At 68.9% G+C, this 16,257-nt stretch carries 10 protein-coding genes; all 10 read left to right on the forward strand.

The features are described 5' to 3' along the window. Nucleotides 1-52: 52 nt before the first annotated feature. Nucleotides 53-1,681 carry an FtsZ/tubulin family protein gene (locus ESO89_RS00545; RefSeq protein WP_128903744.1) on the forward strand — a complete coding sequence of 543 codons (1,629 nt, stop codon included), beginning with the start codon at nt 53-55 and terminating at the stop codon, nt 1,679-1,681. 217 nt (nt 1,682-1,898) lie between these two features. Further along, entirely contained in the window at nt 1,899-3,923 is a 2,025-nt protein-coding gene (locus ESO89_RS00550) for a coiled-coil domain-containing protein (protein WP_128903745.1), read from the forward strand. Nucleotides 3,924-4,049: 126 nt separating this feature from the next. Further along, the gene (locus ESO89_RS00555; RefSeq protein ID WP_128903746.1) at nt 4,050-5,330 is read left to right on the forward strand and encodes an FtsZ/tubulin family protein; all 1,281 of its coding nucleotides are present in this window, start codon (nt 4,050-4,052) and stop codon (nt 5,328-5,330) included. Then, nucleotides 5,327-5,602, forward strand: coding sequence for a hypothetical protein (locus tag ESO89_RS00560; RefSeq protein WP_128903747.1), 276 nt, complete (start codon nt 5,327-5,329; stop codon nt 5,600-5,602). Before ESO89_RS00555 ends, ESO89_RS00560 begins: the two co-directional genes overlap by 4 nt. Next, complete coding sequence (locus ESO89_RS00565) at nt 5,599-6,648, forward strand: hypothetical protein (protein ID WP_128903748.1); 1,050 nt, start codon at nt 5,599-5,601, stop codon at nt 6,646-6,648. Before ESO89_RS00560 ends, ESO89_RS00565 begins: the two co-directional genes overlap by 4 nt. Continuing rightward, nucleotides 6,645-8,744, forward strand: coding sequence for a hypothetical protein (locus tag ESO89_RS00570; protein ID WP_128903749.1), 2,100 nt, complete (start codon nt 6,645-6,647; stop codon nt 8,742-8,744). The genes ESO89_RS00565 and ESO89_RS00570 overlap by 4 nt, the downstream gene beginning before the upstream one ends. Before the next feature lie 3 nt (nt 8,745-8,747). Then, complete coding sequence (locus tag ESO89_RS00575) at nt 8,748-9,977, forward strand: FtsZ/tubulin family protein (protein ID WP_128903750.1); 1,230 nt, start codon at nt 8,748-8,750, stop codon at nt 9,975-9,977. Between the two features lie 9 nt (nt 9,978-9,986). Beyond that, complete coding sequence (locus ESO89_RS00580; protein WP_128903751.1) at nt 9,987-12,938, forward strand: hypothetical protein; 2,952 nt, start codon at nt 9,987-9,989, stop codon at nt 12,936-12,938. 1 nt (nt 12,939) lies between these two features. Then, complete coding sequence (locus tag ESO89_RS00585) at nt 12,940-13,965, forward strand: hypothetical protein (RefSeq protein WP_128903752.1); 1,026 nt, start codon at nt 12,940-12,942, stop codon at nt 13,963-13,965. Further along, on the forward strand, nt 13,958-16,234 hold the full coding sequence (locus tag ESO89_RS00590; RefSeq protein ID WP_241686081.1) for a COG1361 family protein: 2,277 nt from the start codon (nt 13,958-13,960) through the stop codon (nt 16,232-16,234). The genes ESO89_RS00585 and ESO89_RS00590 overlap by 8 nt, the downstream gene beginning before the upstream one ends. Nucleotides 16,235-16,257: the final 23 nt, after the last annotated feature.

The following is a 16,257-nucleotide window of genomic DNA, read 5'->3' on the forward strand; positions in this document are numbered from 1 at the left end:
CGCGTCCGCAATGTTTTATGTATCTCCGTCACTCCCGATACCGTATCCGAACATGACCGACATCTGTAAGATCTGTATGCAGCGCTCGGACAAGTGGGCGGGGGGGTCGCTCGTCGAACACCTGGCCCGGGCCCACGCGGACGAGCCCGCATCGGTCGAACAGGTGTACCCGGACCTTAAGGGGGCGGCGATGTCCGAGGGCGACCCCACCGCCGACGAGACGAGCGACGGGACGGACCCGGCGGACACCGAGGAGTTCGGGCGAGCGACGACGCCGTCGCCCTCGGGGACCGAAACGCCGAGCGACGACCTGATGGACGATGCGTACGGGAAGAAGTGGTACCTCGTCGGCGTCGGCGGCGCGGGCAACAACATCCTCGACGCGATCCTACTCCGGCGCGCGACGCTGGAGGAGAACAACGAGCGTCGCGCCCGGATCTGGCAGGGCGGGCTGGCGGGATACGGCCTGTTGAACACAAACGTCAGCGAGCTCGAACAGACGTACTACGCTCAGGAAGAGAAGGGGTACAGCCGCAACGACCTCCTCCCGAACTGCATCATCGGCTTCGGCGAACACGACTACGCCGGCGCCGGCTACCGGTGGGACCTCGGGCGCGACCTGATCGAGGCCGACTTCGCCGACGGCGCCGACCCGTTCCAGGAGCGGTGGGACCTCGGACGCGACCGGATACGGGACTCGCAGGCCGCGATGTTCGTCCAAAGCGTCACCAAGGGAACGGGCTGCGGCGCGACGCCCGTCCTCGCCGAGAAGCTCCGCGAGAAGGTGCTCGACGACGGGATCGTCTCGAAGCCGCTGTTCAGCAGCGTCGTGATCCCCTCGGAGGGAACCCAGTACTCGGAGTTCGGCGGCCGCGCGAAGGTGAACGGCGTCGTCGGGCTGGCCCGCACCTCCCGGACGGTCGACGCGATCATCCCGTTCGACAACAAGCGACTGGAGGACGTGGGCGCCGACATCCGTCCGCGGATCGACCGGCTCGGCGAGTACAACCCGCCGCAGTACGTCGAGGCGAACAAGCCGCTCGTGGCCTTCCTCGAGGCGTTCACGATGTCGTCGGTGCCGCAGTTCCTCGACCGGGACGCGACGATGTCGATCAGAGGCGACGTGTTCGACCCGGCGGACAGCTTCCGGCCGGTCCAGGACAAGTATCAGCGCGACCCCGACCGGGACTTCTCGCCCGCGGTGGTGCTCGCGCCGGTGCTCGGTCGCTCGCGGGCGAACACGTTCGATGAGTCGAAGCTGGAGCTGCTCGTCCGGAACGCGCTGTTCCAGAACAAGCTCGCCGAGTTCGACCCGACGACGGCGTGGGGCGGAACCTTCCTCGTCTACGGTCCCGAGGGGAAGATGCGGGAGGTCTCGGAGCTGATCGGGGACGGTACCCTCGCGGATATCATCGGCGACGAGCAGTTCCTCGACGCCGGCCGCTCGACCGGCATCGAGTCGGTGGACATCCACGTCAAACAGCTCGTGACGCCGTACCTCGACGACGTGTTCCTGTGGGGGACGCTGTGGAACCCCGAGATGCCGTCGATCGAGGCGATGTACGAACACGCGCTGACGCTCAAACAGGAGGGAAACAGCGAGCAGGCCGAGAACGTCCGCGAGGTGTGGGACGAGGTCGAGGCGTTGTTCTCCTGTCTCGGCCGCGAGAACATGGCCTGACCGGCGCGGACCGATCGGCGGCGGAAGGTGACGGATGCTTCCCGGAGAATTGCCTCCGTATGTCAGCGGCCGGCGGTATCCCCGGCCGACGACTCCGGTCCGGCGTTCGATTCGTTGACAGGACTACCGGCGTCCGCCGCGGTGATCGCGACATCAGTTGCCTGACCAACATATCAGGGCAGAAGATTAATCACGGCGTGAGCGCATGCTCTGTGCAATGACAGACGACGGTAGCGTCAACAACGTCCGGTGGAAGATCGGATGGTCTCCGTGGGCCGTCATCATCGGCGTCACGATCGTGTTCACGCTGATCGGTGCGGGGGTCGAACAAGTGGGGCCTTTCTTCGTTCTCGGAATCTTGACGGGGATCGTCACGTGGTACTGGGGGGTCCGCGAGATCAACGCCAAGTACAAGTCGTTCGTCCAGAAGTTCATCGGCGAGTCAGAGCGCAACGCGAAGCGGGGGATCGACCTCGAGGACGCGAAACTGTACAACCTCACGTACAACTCCGGGAGCTCCCCGCTGCTGGTCAAACCGTCCGACATGTACTTTAACACGACCATCGTCGTCAGCGATACGTCGATCAACCTCAACGAGGGTGCGAAGTACGACATGACGTCTCGGTCGGGCGTCGGCGGCGGGACCAACAAGGAGATCTACTACGATCAGGTGACCGGCGTTCAGTCGCATCAGGACGGCACGTTCACCGAGCTCGAGATCAAGACGTCGGGCGGGGACTCGACCCGGATCAGCTCGATCGCGACGGACACCGTCGACGAGGTCGTCTCGGAGGTGCGCCAGCGCGTCCGGGAGATCAAAAACCCGCAGAGCGGTCGGGGGAACCGGCACGGCGACCGCGAACGGGCGCCGGACGCGAATGACCGGGCGACGCGATCGTCGGCCGCGTCCGCGGAATCCAGCTCCGACGCCGACACCGATACCGCTCCGAGCAGCGATGCGACCGGCGGCGGGGACGCCGACGCGTCCGCGTCGGGCGTGCATCCGGTGACGGCGGTCGCCGACGAGATGGCGTCCCGAACCCGACCGAGCGATCCGCTGGCCGCCGAGCTGTGCCGCGTCCTGTCCGCCGACTCGCCCGACGAGGGGCGCGTCGAGGACGTCCTCTCGGACGCGATCGACCGGCTGGAGCGCTCCGGCGCCGTCGCCGACGCCGTCGAGGACCTCGACGGCTCGCCCGACGAGCATCGGATCGAATCGGCGAGGCGATCGGTGTCCCGTCGGGACGGAGCGCTCGCCGACGGCGTCGAATCGGCGCTCGATCGGGTGCTGGAGCTCGAAGGCGCGCTCTCGGAGGCGGAGTCCGAGGCCGGTTCCGGGCCGGATCGCGCTCTGGAGCACCGCGAGGAGATCGACGAGCTCGAATCCGAGCTCGATCGGTACCGGCAGCGGTACGACCGGATCGAGAGCGCCGCCGGGGGCGTCTGTCAGGAGGCCGCCCGGACGGGCGCGGTCTCGTTCCGGTCGACGGACGCGGACGATCGCCTCGTCGAACTCGCCGACGCACTCGAAGACGGCGCACTCGTCTTCGACACTCCCGGGGGAGAGCTGGCTCCGATCGTCGAGGACGTCGAGCACACGGTCCGGCCGCAGACGTCGCAGTCCCGGGAGCTGCTCTCGGCGCTTGGCGGCACCGACTGGGCGGACGACGAGGTCGCTTCGGTCCTGGAGTCGACCGTCGGGACCGTCGACGAGTACGCCGACTTACGGGCCGCAGTGGCCGATATCGGGACTGACGATGTCCGCCGTCGACTCGATTCGCTTGACGGCGAACTCGGCCGCGAGGAGGGAGCCGTCTACCGCCACCTCGCGGACCGGGTCCGTGAGCTGGAGGCGATGGTCGGCGAGGGCGTCGACGAGGTGCAGCTGTACGCCATCTATCAGGAGTGCACCTTCTACGACCGGACGCTCGTCCCGCGGCTCTCACGGTCCGACGGGTCCTCGGAGAGCGTCGACATCGACCGGCGCGTGCGCGACATCGAAGACCGGATCGCGTCGGTGAACGACGAGTACGTCTCGGTCCGTGCTGACCACAACCACACCATTCCGAAGCACTTCCTCGACCTCGCCGACGCGCTCTGCGACCGGGCGCGGCGGACGGGCGACGAGCAGCCGCAACAGGCCGCCGGCCAGCTCGCCGCGGCGAACGACCTCCTCGACCGCGTCGAGGAGCTGTACGAGCGCAACGAGTACAGCGTGATGCTCCGGCGGCTCCGCGGCTGAGGTCTGTTCGCGTACTGGTACGTCCACCATCTTTATAGTCCGATGTCCGAGTAATGACTGTCGTAGAGACATGTACTGTTCGATAACTATTTTCCCGAGGGGGCGCACGGAAGAACCACCAACTAAATGACGTATCTGTTTATCGGCGCGGGGCAAGCGGGGGGAGCGATCGTCGACGCGATCTTCGAGTACACGGACGACTCGATGCTCGGGCTGTTCGAGTCCACGGACATCTCGACGCTGGGTCGACCGTTGGTGTTCAACTCGACGATGCGGGACCTACAGAACCTCTCGAACGTTCCCGCGGAAGACCAGTACGGAGTCGCACAGCAGCACGGGCTCGTGCAGGGGACCGAGCCCGGCTTCGAGGAGATGGTGACGGGCGGGTTCGGGCGGAACCCGGTCGACGCCGACGAGGTGATGGCGGACCACGCGGACGAGCTTCAGACGGTCCTCGAATCGAAGTTCGGGGGACGGGCCGCCGCCGCGGACGAAGAGGAGGAAGTGCCGGCGACCGACACCGATGCCATCCAGTTCGCGTTCCTGTTCGTCGGGCTCGGCGGGGGCACCGGATGCGGGATCAGCCCGCACATCGCCCGCGGCATCAAGGAGTTCACCGACGACCGGACGAAGGTCGTCGCCGTGACCGTCCTCCCGAACACCCGTGGCGGGGTCGAGGACCACGAAACGGACGGCGAGGTCAGCGCGGGCAGACAGGCGTGGAACGCCCGGTACGGGCTCGACCGCCTCGAAGACGAGGTCGACGGGATCGTCCTCGTCGACAACCAGCGGATCTCGTACCTCGACTCGGCCGGCGGCGAGTTCGGCGAGTACAACGAGTACGTCGCCGCCGCGTTCCACGACATCGTCGTCGGACCGATGTTGAGCAACGTCAACGCCAGCGAGGTCGACGGCGTCGACACCCCCGACATCGACGTTCGCGACATCGTCACGTCGCTGTCCTTCGGCGTCGCTGGGGAGGAGTCCCGTCCGGGCTACGGCGCCATCGGTCGCTCGGTCACGATGACGCGGTCGCTGTCGGGGTACCTGCTCCCGTTCGTCGGGCGCCGTGACATCGACAGCGCGGCGCTGGCGCGGCTCTCGGCGTCGAAGCAGTCGCTCGTGAAGGCCGACCCGAACGACGCGCAGAAGGCGATCGCGTTGGTCCGCGCGCCGAGCGCGAACATCGGACCGGGCTCGCACAGCGTCGAGACCGGGACGATAAAGGAGTACCTCGAACGGAGCTGTCGGCTCAACGAGGTAAACCTCGGCGTCGCGCTCAGCGGTCGCAGCCTCGCGTCGGTCGTGACGCTGCTCACGTACCGCCGTGAGGACCTCGACCGGCTCGACGAGATCGAGGCCGCGGCCGACGCCTACGAGCAGGAGACGGAGGAGCTGTTCGCATGACACGGGCGACGAAATCGCGGGCCGTGGGAGGCGCGCTCGTCGCGGCGGCCGCGCTGATCGGCTTCGTCGGCGGCGCCCTCGGCGACGGCGGCGAGGCCGTCCGGTCGGCGGTCGAGGCGACGGCGACGGCGACGGCCGCCGCCGCGCTCGCCGGACAGGTCCCGTACCTCGCGGCCGGCGGCGCGCTGATCGGACTCGGCGTCGGCGTCGGCGTCGCGAGCGGCGCCACGTACTGGTACCAGAGCAAGCAGATCGGAGGGCGCCTCGAATGACCGGACGTGCGGGACGCTACCTGCTCGCGTCGCTGTGCTGCGCCGCCCTGCTCGCCGTCGTCGCGACCGGCGGGGCGGCGGCCGTCGGCCCGGGTGAGTACTGCGAGGAACTCGGCGAGAACGGCAGCGCCGTCGTCGGCGGCGTCGGCGACGCGACGTACACCGACGACGACGTGACGCTGTATCCGGGGTCGACGCTAACGGTCGCCTATTGCGAGAACGGCGAGCCGGCCGACCGCGACTGGCTGACCGACGGGGACGGATACGAGACGGGCGAGCGCGACGGACACACGTACCCCGTCACGATCACGGGCGAGGGCGAGACCGGGACCGTCGACTTCGCCGACCATCTCGCGGAGGAGGAGTCGCCGCCCGAGGACCGGTTCGTCGTCACCGTCGCCGGAGGCGGCGCCGAGGCGGCGGACGACGACATCACCGTCGCCGCCGACGACGCGGAACTCCAAGACGAGTACGACGCCTATCGGGCGGCCGCGGGTCGGACCGCAAACGCGACGGCGGCGCTGAACGAGACGACGAACGCCCTCGAAGCCGGCGAGGACGACCTCGATGCAGCAAACGAAACGGTTCACTCCTTGGAGGAGAACTACACGGACATGAGAGACGCACGGGGGGACCTGCTGGACGGTCTCAGATCGACGGGCGAACGCGGGAACGTCACCGGCGCCGTCGGAGCGGCCGCGGCGCTCGACGAGGAGTACCGACAGCGCGACGCGAACGTGACGGCGGCGGCGAACGCGTACAGAGACGCCGTCGGGGCGACGGCCGAAGAGCCTCGCTCGACGGTGCAGCTCTCGGCGTTCGGGTCGCTCGGCGCCGGCGTGGCACTGGGGCTCGTCGCCGGCGCCGCGGTCCCGCTGGTCGCGGCGCGCCGCGTCAAGGAGAAGATGAAGCTCAGCCGCGACGTGAGCTACGACCGGAAGACGGCGCTGCTCCCGATCCTGCTCGGAATCGTCGCCGCCGTCGCCGGCGCGGCGATCCTCGGCGTGCGCGTGGGGCTCGATCCGATCCTCCGGGTGATAGCATGAACGCGAACCGGCGGACCGCGCTCGGGATCGGCGCGCTCGTCGTGGTGGCGGCGGCGATCGGCGCGGGGGTCTTCGTCTGGTCCGGGTCGCAGGCGGCGACGTGGTTCGTGCTCATCGGCATCCCGCTGTTCGTCGTCGCCGGGATCGGGCTGTACGTCCGGGGCGTGATCACGCGGAGTGGAACGAGCGAACAGCAGTTCGTCCGCACCCGCGCCCGGTCGACCGCCGAGGAATTTCAGGCGCTCCTTCGGCGGATACAGGAGCTTCGGACGGCGTACCCCGACTGGGACCCGGGAATCGACGCGCAGATCGAGTCCGCTGTCGGCGACTTCGAGACGCAGGGCGTCACCGTCGATCGCGAGACCGGGGCGTTCGACCTCGGGACGGGGGTCAAATCGGCCGACTTACAGGAGTTCGAACGCCTCTCGAACGAGGCCGAACGGCTCGATGACGAGGCCGAGTCCGCGTTCCGCGAGTTCGTCGCCGGCGACCTCTCCCGGCGCGATCGCGTGCTCGACCGGTTGACGGAGGTCGACCTCGCGGAACCGGACGAGGCGTTCTCGGCGCCCGATGCGAACGCGTCCATCGCCGAGTGCCGCGACGTGATCGACGGCGCGCGCGAGGCGACGCGCGAGACGATTGAGGACGGGATCGAGACCGTCCGCGAGATGCGGCGCGGCCAGCACCGCGCCGACGACGGGGGCGCTATCGAGGCCGACCTCGAAGGCGCCGAGGCGGCGCTGGACCGCGGGGAGTTCGATTCCGCAGTCGAGTCCGTGCTCGAAGCGCGCGACCGGCTCCGCGACGAGTTCTCCGGGTCGTTCAACGAGGAGTTGGACGCGATCCGCGACCTCGTCGACGCGGTCGACCGGGCTGATGTCGACGCGCACGTCGAGGCGAGTTCGATCGACGAGGTCGACCGCATCGACGCGGCGGTATCGGACTTGGACTCGGCGCTCGACCTCTCGGAGGCGAGCCGCCACCGCTCGGACCTGCGGCGGGTCTCTCTCGACATGGTCCGGACGATGGAGCGGCGTCTCGCCGATCACGCGGAGACGCTGCGGGCGGCCGACCTGCCGCCGGGGTACTACACGGAGCCGGCCGCGGTCGACGAGCGCTTCGCGGCCGAGCTCGAAGCGATCGACGACCTCGAGCGGTTCACCGAGCGGTGGGAGGCCGCGGCGACCGACCTTCGCGACGCGGTCGGGACGGCCAGCACCAAGGCGGCCGTCGTCGACGCGTACGACGACGTATCGGAGACGATCGAGACGGCGCTTGCGGAGCGCGGCGAGGTCGTCGGCGACGACCTCCCGATGCGGCACGCGGACCAGTTCCTCGGACTGTATTATCGCCGCAACGAGGGGCTCGAGTTCGACCCGAGCGTCCCCGCCCTGCGCCGCGGCGACGTGGAGACCCACGACCTCACCGTGGAGGTGGCCTACGAGCACGGCAGCGAGCGCCCCCGCACGGCGACGATCGAACTCGACGGCGGCGGCTATTCCGAGACCGTCACCGTGGAGACGCGGGTCGCCGGGACCGCGGCGTTCGAGAACGTGCCGGCGGGCACCCACGAACTCTCGGCCGACCCCGGCGACGACGCGTTCGGGGCGATCGAGCGCGACGTGACGATCGACGGCGACGCGTCGGTGTCGGTGGAGTTCCGCGAGCGGGGGCTCCGCGAGCAGCTCTGCGCCGACGTCGACATCGACATGACGGAGGTCCTTCCGGACATGCGCCCCCGTCTCGAATCGGCGTTCGCCGAGGACGGGTACGTCTCGACGGCGATGGACCTGCCGGTGCAGGACACCCACGCCGCCTGCCTGCTCGCCGTGTGGAGCGACGAGGCGGGCCACGGGATCTGCCGGAGCGACGGCGAGGTCGTCGTGTACGACGACGACCGGATCGAGCGCGAGCTGACCAACGTCCTGCGGTACAACGTCGACCCGGGCGACCGGATGAGCTTCGCAGAGCTGCGGCGGAACTTCCTCTCTGCGCCGGTCCCGGACTCCGTGGTCCGTGACGTGGTCGGTGCGATCGACGACGGCGAGCACAGCGTGACGGTGACCGACACGGGACTCGAGATCAACGAACACTGACCAATGGCACAAACGGACACGTTTACGAGATGGAGCGTTATCGCGTCGGGAGAGGGCGGCGGCCGCATCGCGTCGCAGTTCTTCGACCGGGCGGAGAACCCCGGCATCGACGACCGGGTACTGGTGATGAACACGAACCGCGCCGACCTCCGGAACACGATCGACCGGATGCGCGGGACCCTCCAAGACGAGCGGGGCGAGGAGGAGTCCATGGAGTCGCACGCGCTGGAGTTCGGCTCCCAGCAGGGCGCCGGTAACTTCTTCCCGAACGGTGAGGCGTGCGCGAGGGAGGACCTCGACCGCATCGTCTCCCGGATCAAGGACTTCGGGACCTCAGACGCGTTCATGCACGTCGCGACGCTCGGGGGCGGCACCGGGAACGGGTCGATCCCGTACACGATAGAGCAGTTCAAGACCGGCCTCACCGACCTCGAAGACGCGGGCGCGACGGAGGACTGGATGGACAGCGTAATCCACACCGCGTTCGGGGTGTGGCCTTACTACTACGAGCAGCCGCAGCGACACTTCAACGCGGTGTGCGGGCTCTCGCGGCTGCTCCGGACCGCGGACGACACGCAGAACGCGGACATGGTGTTGCTCGCGTCGAACTCCCAGCTCGACGAGGAGGAGAACGGCAACGGCCGCCACTACGACTCGATCAACGACGCGATCATCACCGCGATCGACCTGATGATCGGCGCCGGCCGCGAGACCCGCAGCGTCATCGACGTGAAAGACTACGTGACCATTCCGTCGCAGATGGACGCGTACCACTTCACGCCCGCCGTCGCGACCGAGATGAACGGGCAGGTGTACGAGCTCGAATACATGCTCGATCAGGCCGCCGAGAACACGTACGTGCCGATGGATGTCGGCACGACGACGGCGGCGTACGCCATCGTCCGCGCCCCGGAGAGCATGATCGACGACGACGAGATCAGCGAGCCGGAGGTGTACGGCGCGTTCCGCGACTGGACCACCAAACACGACATCAACGTGGCCGGACAGGCGAGTCTCACCCCGAAACGGGGGCGCGGCAGCGATGTCGACGTGCTCCTGCTGTTGGGCGGCTTCGACCTGAACCCGCTGCTCGATCACTCGTGGGACGAGTTCGAGATGCTCGGCGACAGCCTCGCGGGGACCGGCGGCGGGACCGGTGGCGAGCTGACGCAGGTGCAGCTCGACCGGATCGTCGACAACCTCGAGACGTACGTCGAACGGAACGCGGAGTGATCCAGTGAGATGAGCCCACACGCATCTCCGGCCGGCGCGGAGCCCGATACCGATCGCCGAGCCGTCGTCACGGTCGTCGCGCTCCTCCTCGTCGGTGTCCTCGCGATCGGATTCGCGCCGGGCGTCGCCTCGGCCGCCGACACTCTCGAACGCGACGGGAGCGACCTCGTCGTCAACGTCTCGGAGGTGGACGACCCCAACACCGTCATCGTCGAGGTCACGGATCCGGAAGACTCCGGGATCATCTACGTCGAAAACGCCACCAATACTGAGAACGGAGAGGTCCGCATCGACGTGACGGACCCCGACGAGGGGGCCGTCAACGGGACCGATCTACGGAACGCGAATGTGACCGTCACCGTCGAGCCGGATAGCGGGAATGCCACGACAGAGGACATAACCAACGTGCCCCTCCACGCGGTTGCGCTCGCGGGCGATCGCCCGGCGTGGATCGGCACCGTCGGCGAGGGCGACAACGCCACCGATCGGCTCTACGTTCCGCTTGACGCGGCCGGAACGACCGGCTTCCCGGCGGAAGATGAAGCCGGTGTCGATCTCGATCTCGACGGGAACGAGACTAAGGATGCGGAGGGAACCGTCCGAGGAGACGGCACCCAGCTGGTCGTCGACCGCGGCGACGTGATCGACGCGGCCGGCGACTCCCGGGAACGGCTCGATCTCCGGGTGCTGTCGAGCGTCGGGCTGGTGAGCGACGAGTCGCCGATCGGTCCCGAGCTGCGCTCGTGGGGAGACGGGCTCGCGCTCTGGCACCCGCTGTTCACGCCTGACGAGTCGTATGCGGTCGACGCGAGCACCGTCGGCGAGGAGGCCCGATACACCGCCGCAGCCGCCGAGGCCGCCGACGGCTATCTCGAACTCCCGGAACTGTCGGCGGACGAGACCGCGATCAGCGTGTCGACCGCCGACGGGACCACGCTCGCCAACTACACAGACGACGAACCGATCGCGTACGAGAGGCCGCCCGAAGTGAGTGCGACCGTCGCTGATGACGGAGCCCTGCGCTTCGATCGGTCGTTCGCGGGACTCGGCGTCGACGGCGCCGTCGTTGGGATGGGCGACGGGTCGACGTACGCCGGTATCGACGGTACCGTCGACGACGAGGGGCGCTTGGCCCTCGATGGCGTCGACCTGAGCGGCGCGGAGACGCTGCTGCTGTCGACCGCCGCCGGAGACGTGGCCGTGACGCTCGAAGCGGGCGGCGGCGGCGGCGTGGGCGGCGTGGGCGGCGGCCCGGCTGCCGGGGCGATCGGGGGTCTCAACGGAGCTCTCACCATGCTCCCCGTGTTCCTCGTTCCGCTTCTCGTCGGTGCGCTTCCCGGCGTCGTGATCGGTCACCGCAGTCAGAGCGATCCAGACCCCACTGACACGGCGATTCTCGGCGTCCTCGGGTTCGCACTGGCGGGGCTCGCCGCAGTCGGGATGCTGGTGGTGTTCGCGGACGACCTGTTCGCAACCGCACTCATCAACCTCCTCGGCTACGCCGGCGTCGTCCTCGGAACGGTCGGCACCGCTGCCGGCCACCAGCTGTTGGCCGAGAGCAGGGTCGTCGCCGCGTCCGGCCCGTTCGCAGCCAAGGTGGCCGTCACCGACGGGTCGAACTTCTTCAGCGGCGATGTCACGGTTCACTACCGGGAGCCCGGCGGACGGGACCGGTACGATCCCGTGACGGTACGTGGCGGACGCGAGACGATCCAGATGCCGGGCAGCGGGACTTGGGAGGTGTATGCGCGACACGGCTCCGCGCGCTCGAACGTCGAGACGGTCGACGCGAGCGATCCGTCCGCGACGCTGACTGTTCCGGTCGAGGCGACGCTCACCGTGGTCGACGCCGTCGACGGGGATCCGGTCACGGACGCGACGATCAGCGGCGAGGCTGCGATATCGGGAACGACCGACCGGAACGGAGCGGTCACGCTCGACCCGCCGGAGGACGCGACCGACGCGGAGATCGAGGTGACACACGATCGGTACGCGGACGCGACGGAGCGCGTGCGCTTCCAGCAAAACGCAAGCAACACCGTCGAACTCGACCGCCGAACCGGGATCCTCCGCGGGTCGGCACGGGTCGACGGCGCTGCCGCCGGGACGGTCTCGCTCCGGATCGTCCCCGACGACGAGTTCCTCTCGGACCGCTTCGAGGTCGAGAACGTCACGACCGACGCCGACGGAACGCTCGACGAGCGAGAGGTCCCGATCGGGCGGTACCGCGTCGAGGCCACGCTCGCGGACCGAGACGGGGCCTACGAGGGGACCGAGACGACGCTCACGGTGAGCGACACGGGAACCGCGCGGGCGGAGATCGACGCCCGGTTCACGTGGAGGCTCGACGCCGACCACCGGAACCGGATCGACCGGCTCCGAGGCGATGTCCGGGCGCTCTCGGAAGGCGGCGGTCGCGACGGGACGATCCCTCGATACTACGCCTCGGTCGTCGAGTCGATGCTCGATGTCGCCGAGTCGGTGCCGGACGCCGGCCACGAGTTCGTCGGCCGCGAGGTCGACCCCGGCGAGGCCGTCGACGGGATCCTCGCGGCGGCCGATCGGGCGACCGACGCCATCTCCGAGGCGATGACGACGAAGCGCAACGTCGACCTGTTCGCGGCCTGCGCGGACATGCCCGACGCAGATGTCCGGTGGAGCGGGTCGTTCGAACTCGCCGAGCTGCTCGACCGGCTCGAAGCCGATTCGAGCGCCCGGCGCCGCAAGGTCAAGCAGCGCTACGAGGCGGTCGACGGACTGATCGAGGACCGGCGGGGCGAGCTCTCGGAGATCGCGCCGGCCAGAGAGATGCAACAGCGCGCGTGGGAGCTGACGCGCGAGGCCGACCGCGGTCCCGAGGCGGTCGCAATCGGCTACACGTCCCTGCTGCTGCTCGACGCGGTCGAGGGGCTGTTCGAGCACGACGCCCTCCGCGAGCGGCTCACACGAACGGTGTTCTGACATGACCGAAACACGCACAACACGCACACGGACAGCCCGAACGGCGGTCGCCTGCGCGCTCGCCGCCTTGCTCGTCCTCGCGACGGTCGCAGCGGGGGGGGCCGGGACGGCGGCCGCACAGGAGGAGCCGGAGACCGCGAACGAGTACTTCGAGACGTTCCGCGCGATGGAGGGGACCGAAGCCTATCAGGAGTACGAGGAGTTCGAGACGATCCGGACGTTCGCCGTCTCGCGCGCGCAGGAGGTGGGGACGCTCGACGACGACGACCGGGCCGAGTTCGCCGCGGTGCTCGACGCCATGGTGGCGTTCGAGCAGGCGTACGAGCGGTCCGCGGCCGGCGAGTACGAGGAGAGTCTCGCCGCGGCCGAAGACGCCGAGGCCGCGATCGACGAACTGGAGTCGTACGAGGAGACGCAGGCGACGCTGGCGGATCTCGCGCTGACCCGCTTTTACGCGACCCTCGGCGACGGGCTCCGCGACCAGGCGTCGTCGGCCGAGCGGACGCCGGCCCGGATCGAGCTGCTCTCGATGACGGCGACCGCCTACGAGCGCGCGAACCGCCCGAACGAGGCCGCGGAGTTCAACCTGCAGGCCGAACAGCTCTCCGCCGAGTACGGCGCCGCGGTGGAGCGGATGGACAACGCCGAGGCGACCGCCGGGTCCTTCCTCGACCAGTGTCTCGACTGCGGCACCGTCGCCGGCGCGGTCGGCGGCAGCACCAACCCGGTTCGAACCTTCGAGCGCTACCAGTCCTCTCAGGAGGCGTTCTCGGAGGTGCAGTCGGTACAGGCCGAAGCGAGCGACAACGGGCTCGACGATCGCACGGCCGAGCTGAGCGCGCTCGCGAGCGACGTGGGGGACGCGCGGCTCTCCCTCGCGGTCGCGTCGGTCTCGATCCTCGTCGGATACGGGCTCGTCGTCGGACTGCTCGGCACGGCGTTGCTCGGCCGGATCTTCCTCTGGCGGCGGACCTACGACATGGCCCAGATCGGGTCCGTCGTCTCCGGGGGTGACGGCGATGTCTAAGCGGCGCTCCGCCGCCCTCGTGGCGGCGGTCGTCGTCGGACTGCTCGCCGCGCCCGCGGTCGGAGCCGCCAACGTCTCGAGCGTGCAGGCGGCCGATTACACGATGGACGTTCAGACGGACGGCCAGACGGACACCCACGAGATTCAGGTGACCAACAGCGGTCAGAACGGGACGACCGCCGACGTGACGATCACGGACACGCCGTCCGGAGTGTCGGTCTCGGGCGAGGACGCGTTCCTCTCGCCGGGGACGACGACCAGCGTCGAACTCGACATCACCGCCGGGTTCGACGCCGAGAGCGGCACCGTCTCCGGGGACGTCAACGGCGAGCCCTTCGAGTTCGAACTCACGGTCAACACGCCGCCGCTCGCCGGCTTCGACGACGAGCCGCTCGACCTAGGAGACGTGCTCGTCGGCCAGAGCGCCTCGGGAGAGGCCACCGTCGAGGAGGTCAGCGGCGACGGCTCTCTCAGCGGCGGCGATATCGAGGTGACGAGTTCCGATTCCGACGGGGAGCTGTACTTCTCCGGCGACGGATCTGTCAGCGGGAGCAGCGGAACAGTCGGCTGGACGGTGACGCCGTCGGCGGACGCGCCCCAACACGAGGAGCTTGAGTGGACCGTCGAGCTGTCGGACTCGAGATATCCGGACGCGAGCCGCGAGGTCGACGTGGAGGCCCGCGTCATCTACCCCGGCTACTTCGGCGAACCGGAGCTCAGCGACGACGAGTTCAGGTTCGACGAGCCGCGCAGCGGGGGCGACACGCTGACTCGAACGATGGACCTCGAGATCCCCAACGAGGGGGACACCCCGATCGAGGTCGGCGACGTCTCGGCGTCCTCGGCCGATACGGGCGTGTCCGTGAGCGTGTCAGACGCGCCGAGCGAGATCGACGGGCAGTCGACCGCCGACGCCGAGCTGCGGATCACCGCCGACCGGGACCTGTCGGAGGGCGCGTACGACATCTCCGCGAACGTGAACACCTTCGACGGCGACGACGCGAGCCTCGACGGGAGCTTCGAGATCGTCCACGAGACCAGCCTCGTCGCCGGAGACACCGCGATCGGCGACGTGGCGATCGGCGAGGCCAACGGGGGGAGCGTGACGGTCAGCGAGGAGCTCGGCTACAACGACGTCAACGACATCGAGACGACGCTCGCTGACGGCCCGGACGAGTGGCTCACGCTAGAGAGCACGCCGAGTTCGGTGAGTGCGGGCGGCAGCGGGACGGCCTCGTTCACGCTGGAGTTCGACACCAGCGCGGAGCTCGGCGAGAGCTACGAGTGGGAGTACGACGTCGACGGGGACGGCGACGACGCGACGATCACGGTCACGGCCTCCCCGGTTCCGCTCGACCTCGAACCGATCCGGAACGAGCTCTCGGGGTACGACACGCCGGTCGCCGACAGCACCCTCGAACTCGTCGACGCGATGGACGAGCGCCTCCGGAGCGGCGAGAGCGGAAACGAGGAGATCTCCACCGTGTTGACTTTCGGCGAGGCGGCGACGCTGTACGTCGAAGCGGTTCAGGAGGCAGACGGTCACTTGGAGAACGGCGAACACGACCAGGCCCAGTCCGCGATCATCCGCGCGGCCGCCGCGTACAACACGATGGGACTGCAGGCCGAGCGGCTCGAAGACGAGGACCTGCGCGGGCTCGCGAACGCCGCGCAGTCCGACGCGGAGGGCGATCTCGACAGGGTCATTCAGGAGCAGCAGGCCTACTACGAGGACCGGCTCGAATCGGGCGAGATGTCGCTGATCGAGGAGGCGACCACGCAGCGCCAGCTCGCGCGGATCGCCCTCCTGCAGGGCGACGAGGAGCGCGCGAACGAGCTCGAAAGCGACGCGGAGGCGGCGTTCAACAGCTACTCAGACTCCGTCTCGACCGGCGAGCAGTCGGTTCAGGACGCGGAGAACACGTGGAGCGAGATGGAGGACGACCAGTTCGTCGTCCTCTTCGGCCAGCCGCTCCTGTTGAACCCGGCGAACTACGACGGGTTCGTGGCCGGGACGGAGTCGATCGACGCCGCCTACCAGGAGGCGATCGAGGCGTTCGAGAGCGCGGGCGAGACCACGCGCGCCGAGGAGGTCACGGCCGAGTACGAGTCGCGGACCGCCGCGCTCGGGATCGCCCGCTACTCGCTTTTCGGCGCCATCGGGGCCTACGCGCTCGTCGCCGTCGGGCTGACCGTCCGGACCGCGAGGCGGATGTTCTGGTACGTCCACGACACGCGGGAGTCGGTGAGCGGCGACTTCCTGGTGTAGGCCCGGCGGAAAGCGACGACGGC

Source organism: Halorubrum amylolyticum (assembly GCF_004114995.1).
Classification (GTDB): Archaea; Halobacteriota; Halobacteria; order Halobacteriales; family Haloferacaceae; genus Halorubrum; species Halorubrum amylolyticum.

Excerpts from the sequence above, each read along its gene's own strand:
- ESO89_RS00590 (WP_241686081.1), top strand. The coding sequence starts at position 13,958 with ATGTCTAAGCGGCGCTCCGCCGCCCTCGTGGCGGCGGTCGTCGTCGGA.
- ESO89_RS00565 (WP_128903748.1), top strand. The coding sequence starts at position 5,599 with ATGACCGGACGTGCGGGACGCTACCTGCTCGCGTCGCTGTGCTGCGCC.
- ESO89_RS00555 (WP_128903746.1), top strand. The coding sequence starts at position 4,050 with ATGACGTATCTGTTTATCGGCGCGGGGCAAGCGGGGGGAGCGATCGTC.
- ESO89_RS00550 (WP_128903745.1), top strand. The coding sequence starts at position 1,899 with ATGACAGACGACGGTAGCGTCAACAACGTCCGGTGGAAGATCGGATGG.
- ESO89_RS00560 (WP_128903747.1), top strand. The coding sequence starts at position 5,327 with ATGACACGGGCGACGAAATCGCGGGCCGTGGGAGGCGCGCTCGTCGCG.
- ESO89_RS00570 (WP_128903749.1), top strand. The coding sequence starts at position 6,645 with ATGAACGCGAACCGGCGGACCGCGCTCGGGATCGGCGCGCTCGTCGTG.
- ESO89_RS00575 (WP_128903750.1), top strand. The coding sequence starts at position 8,748 with ATGGCACAAACGGACACGTTTACGAGATGGAGCGTTATCGCGTCGGGA.
- ESO89_RS00585 (WP_128903752.1), top strand. The coding sequence starts at position 12,940 with ATGACCGAAACACGCACAACACGCACACGGACAGCCCGAACGGCGGTC.
- ESO89_RS00580 (WP_128903751.1), top strand. The coding sequence starts at position 9,987 with ATGAGCCCACACGCATCTCCGGCCGGCGCGGAGCCCGATACCGATCGC.
- ESO89_RS00545 (WP_128903744.1), top strand. The coding sequence starts at position 53 with ATGACCGACATCTGTAAGATCTGTATGCAGCGCTCGGACAAGTGGGCG.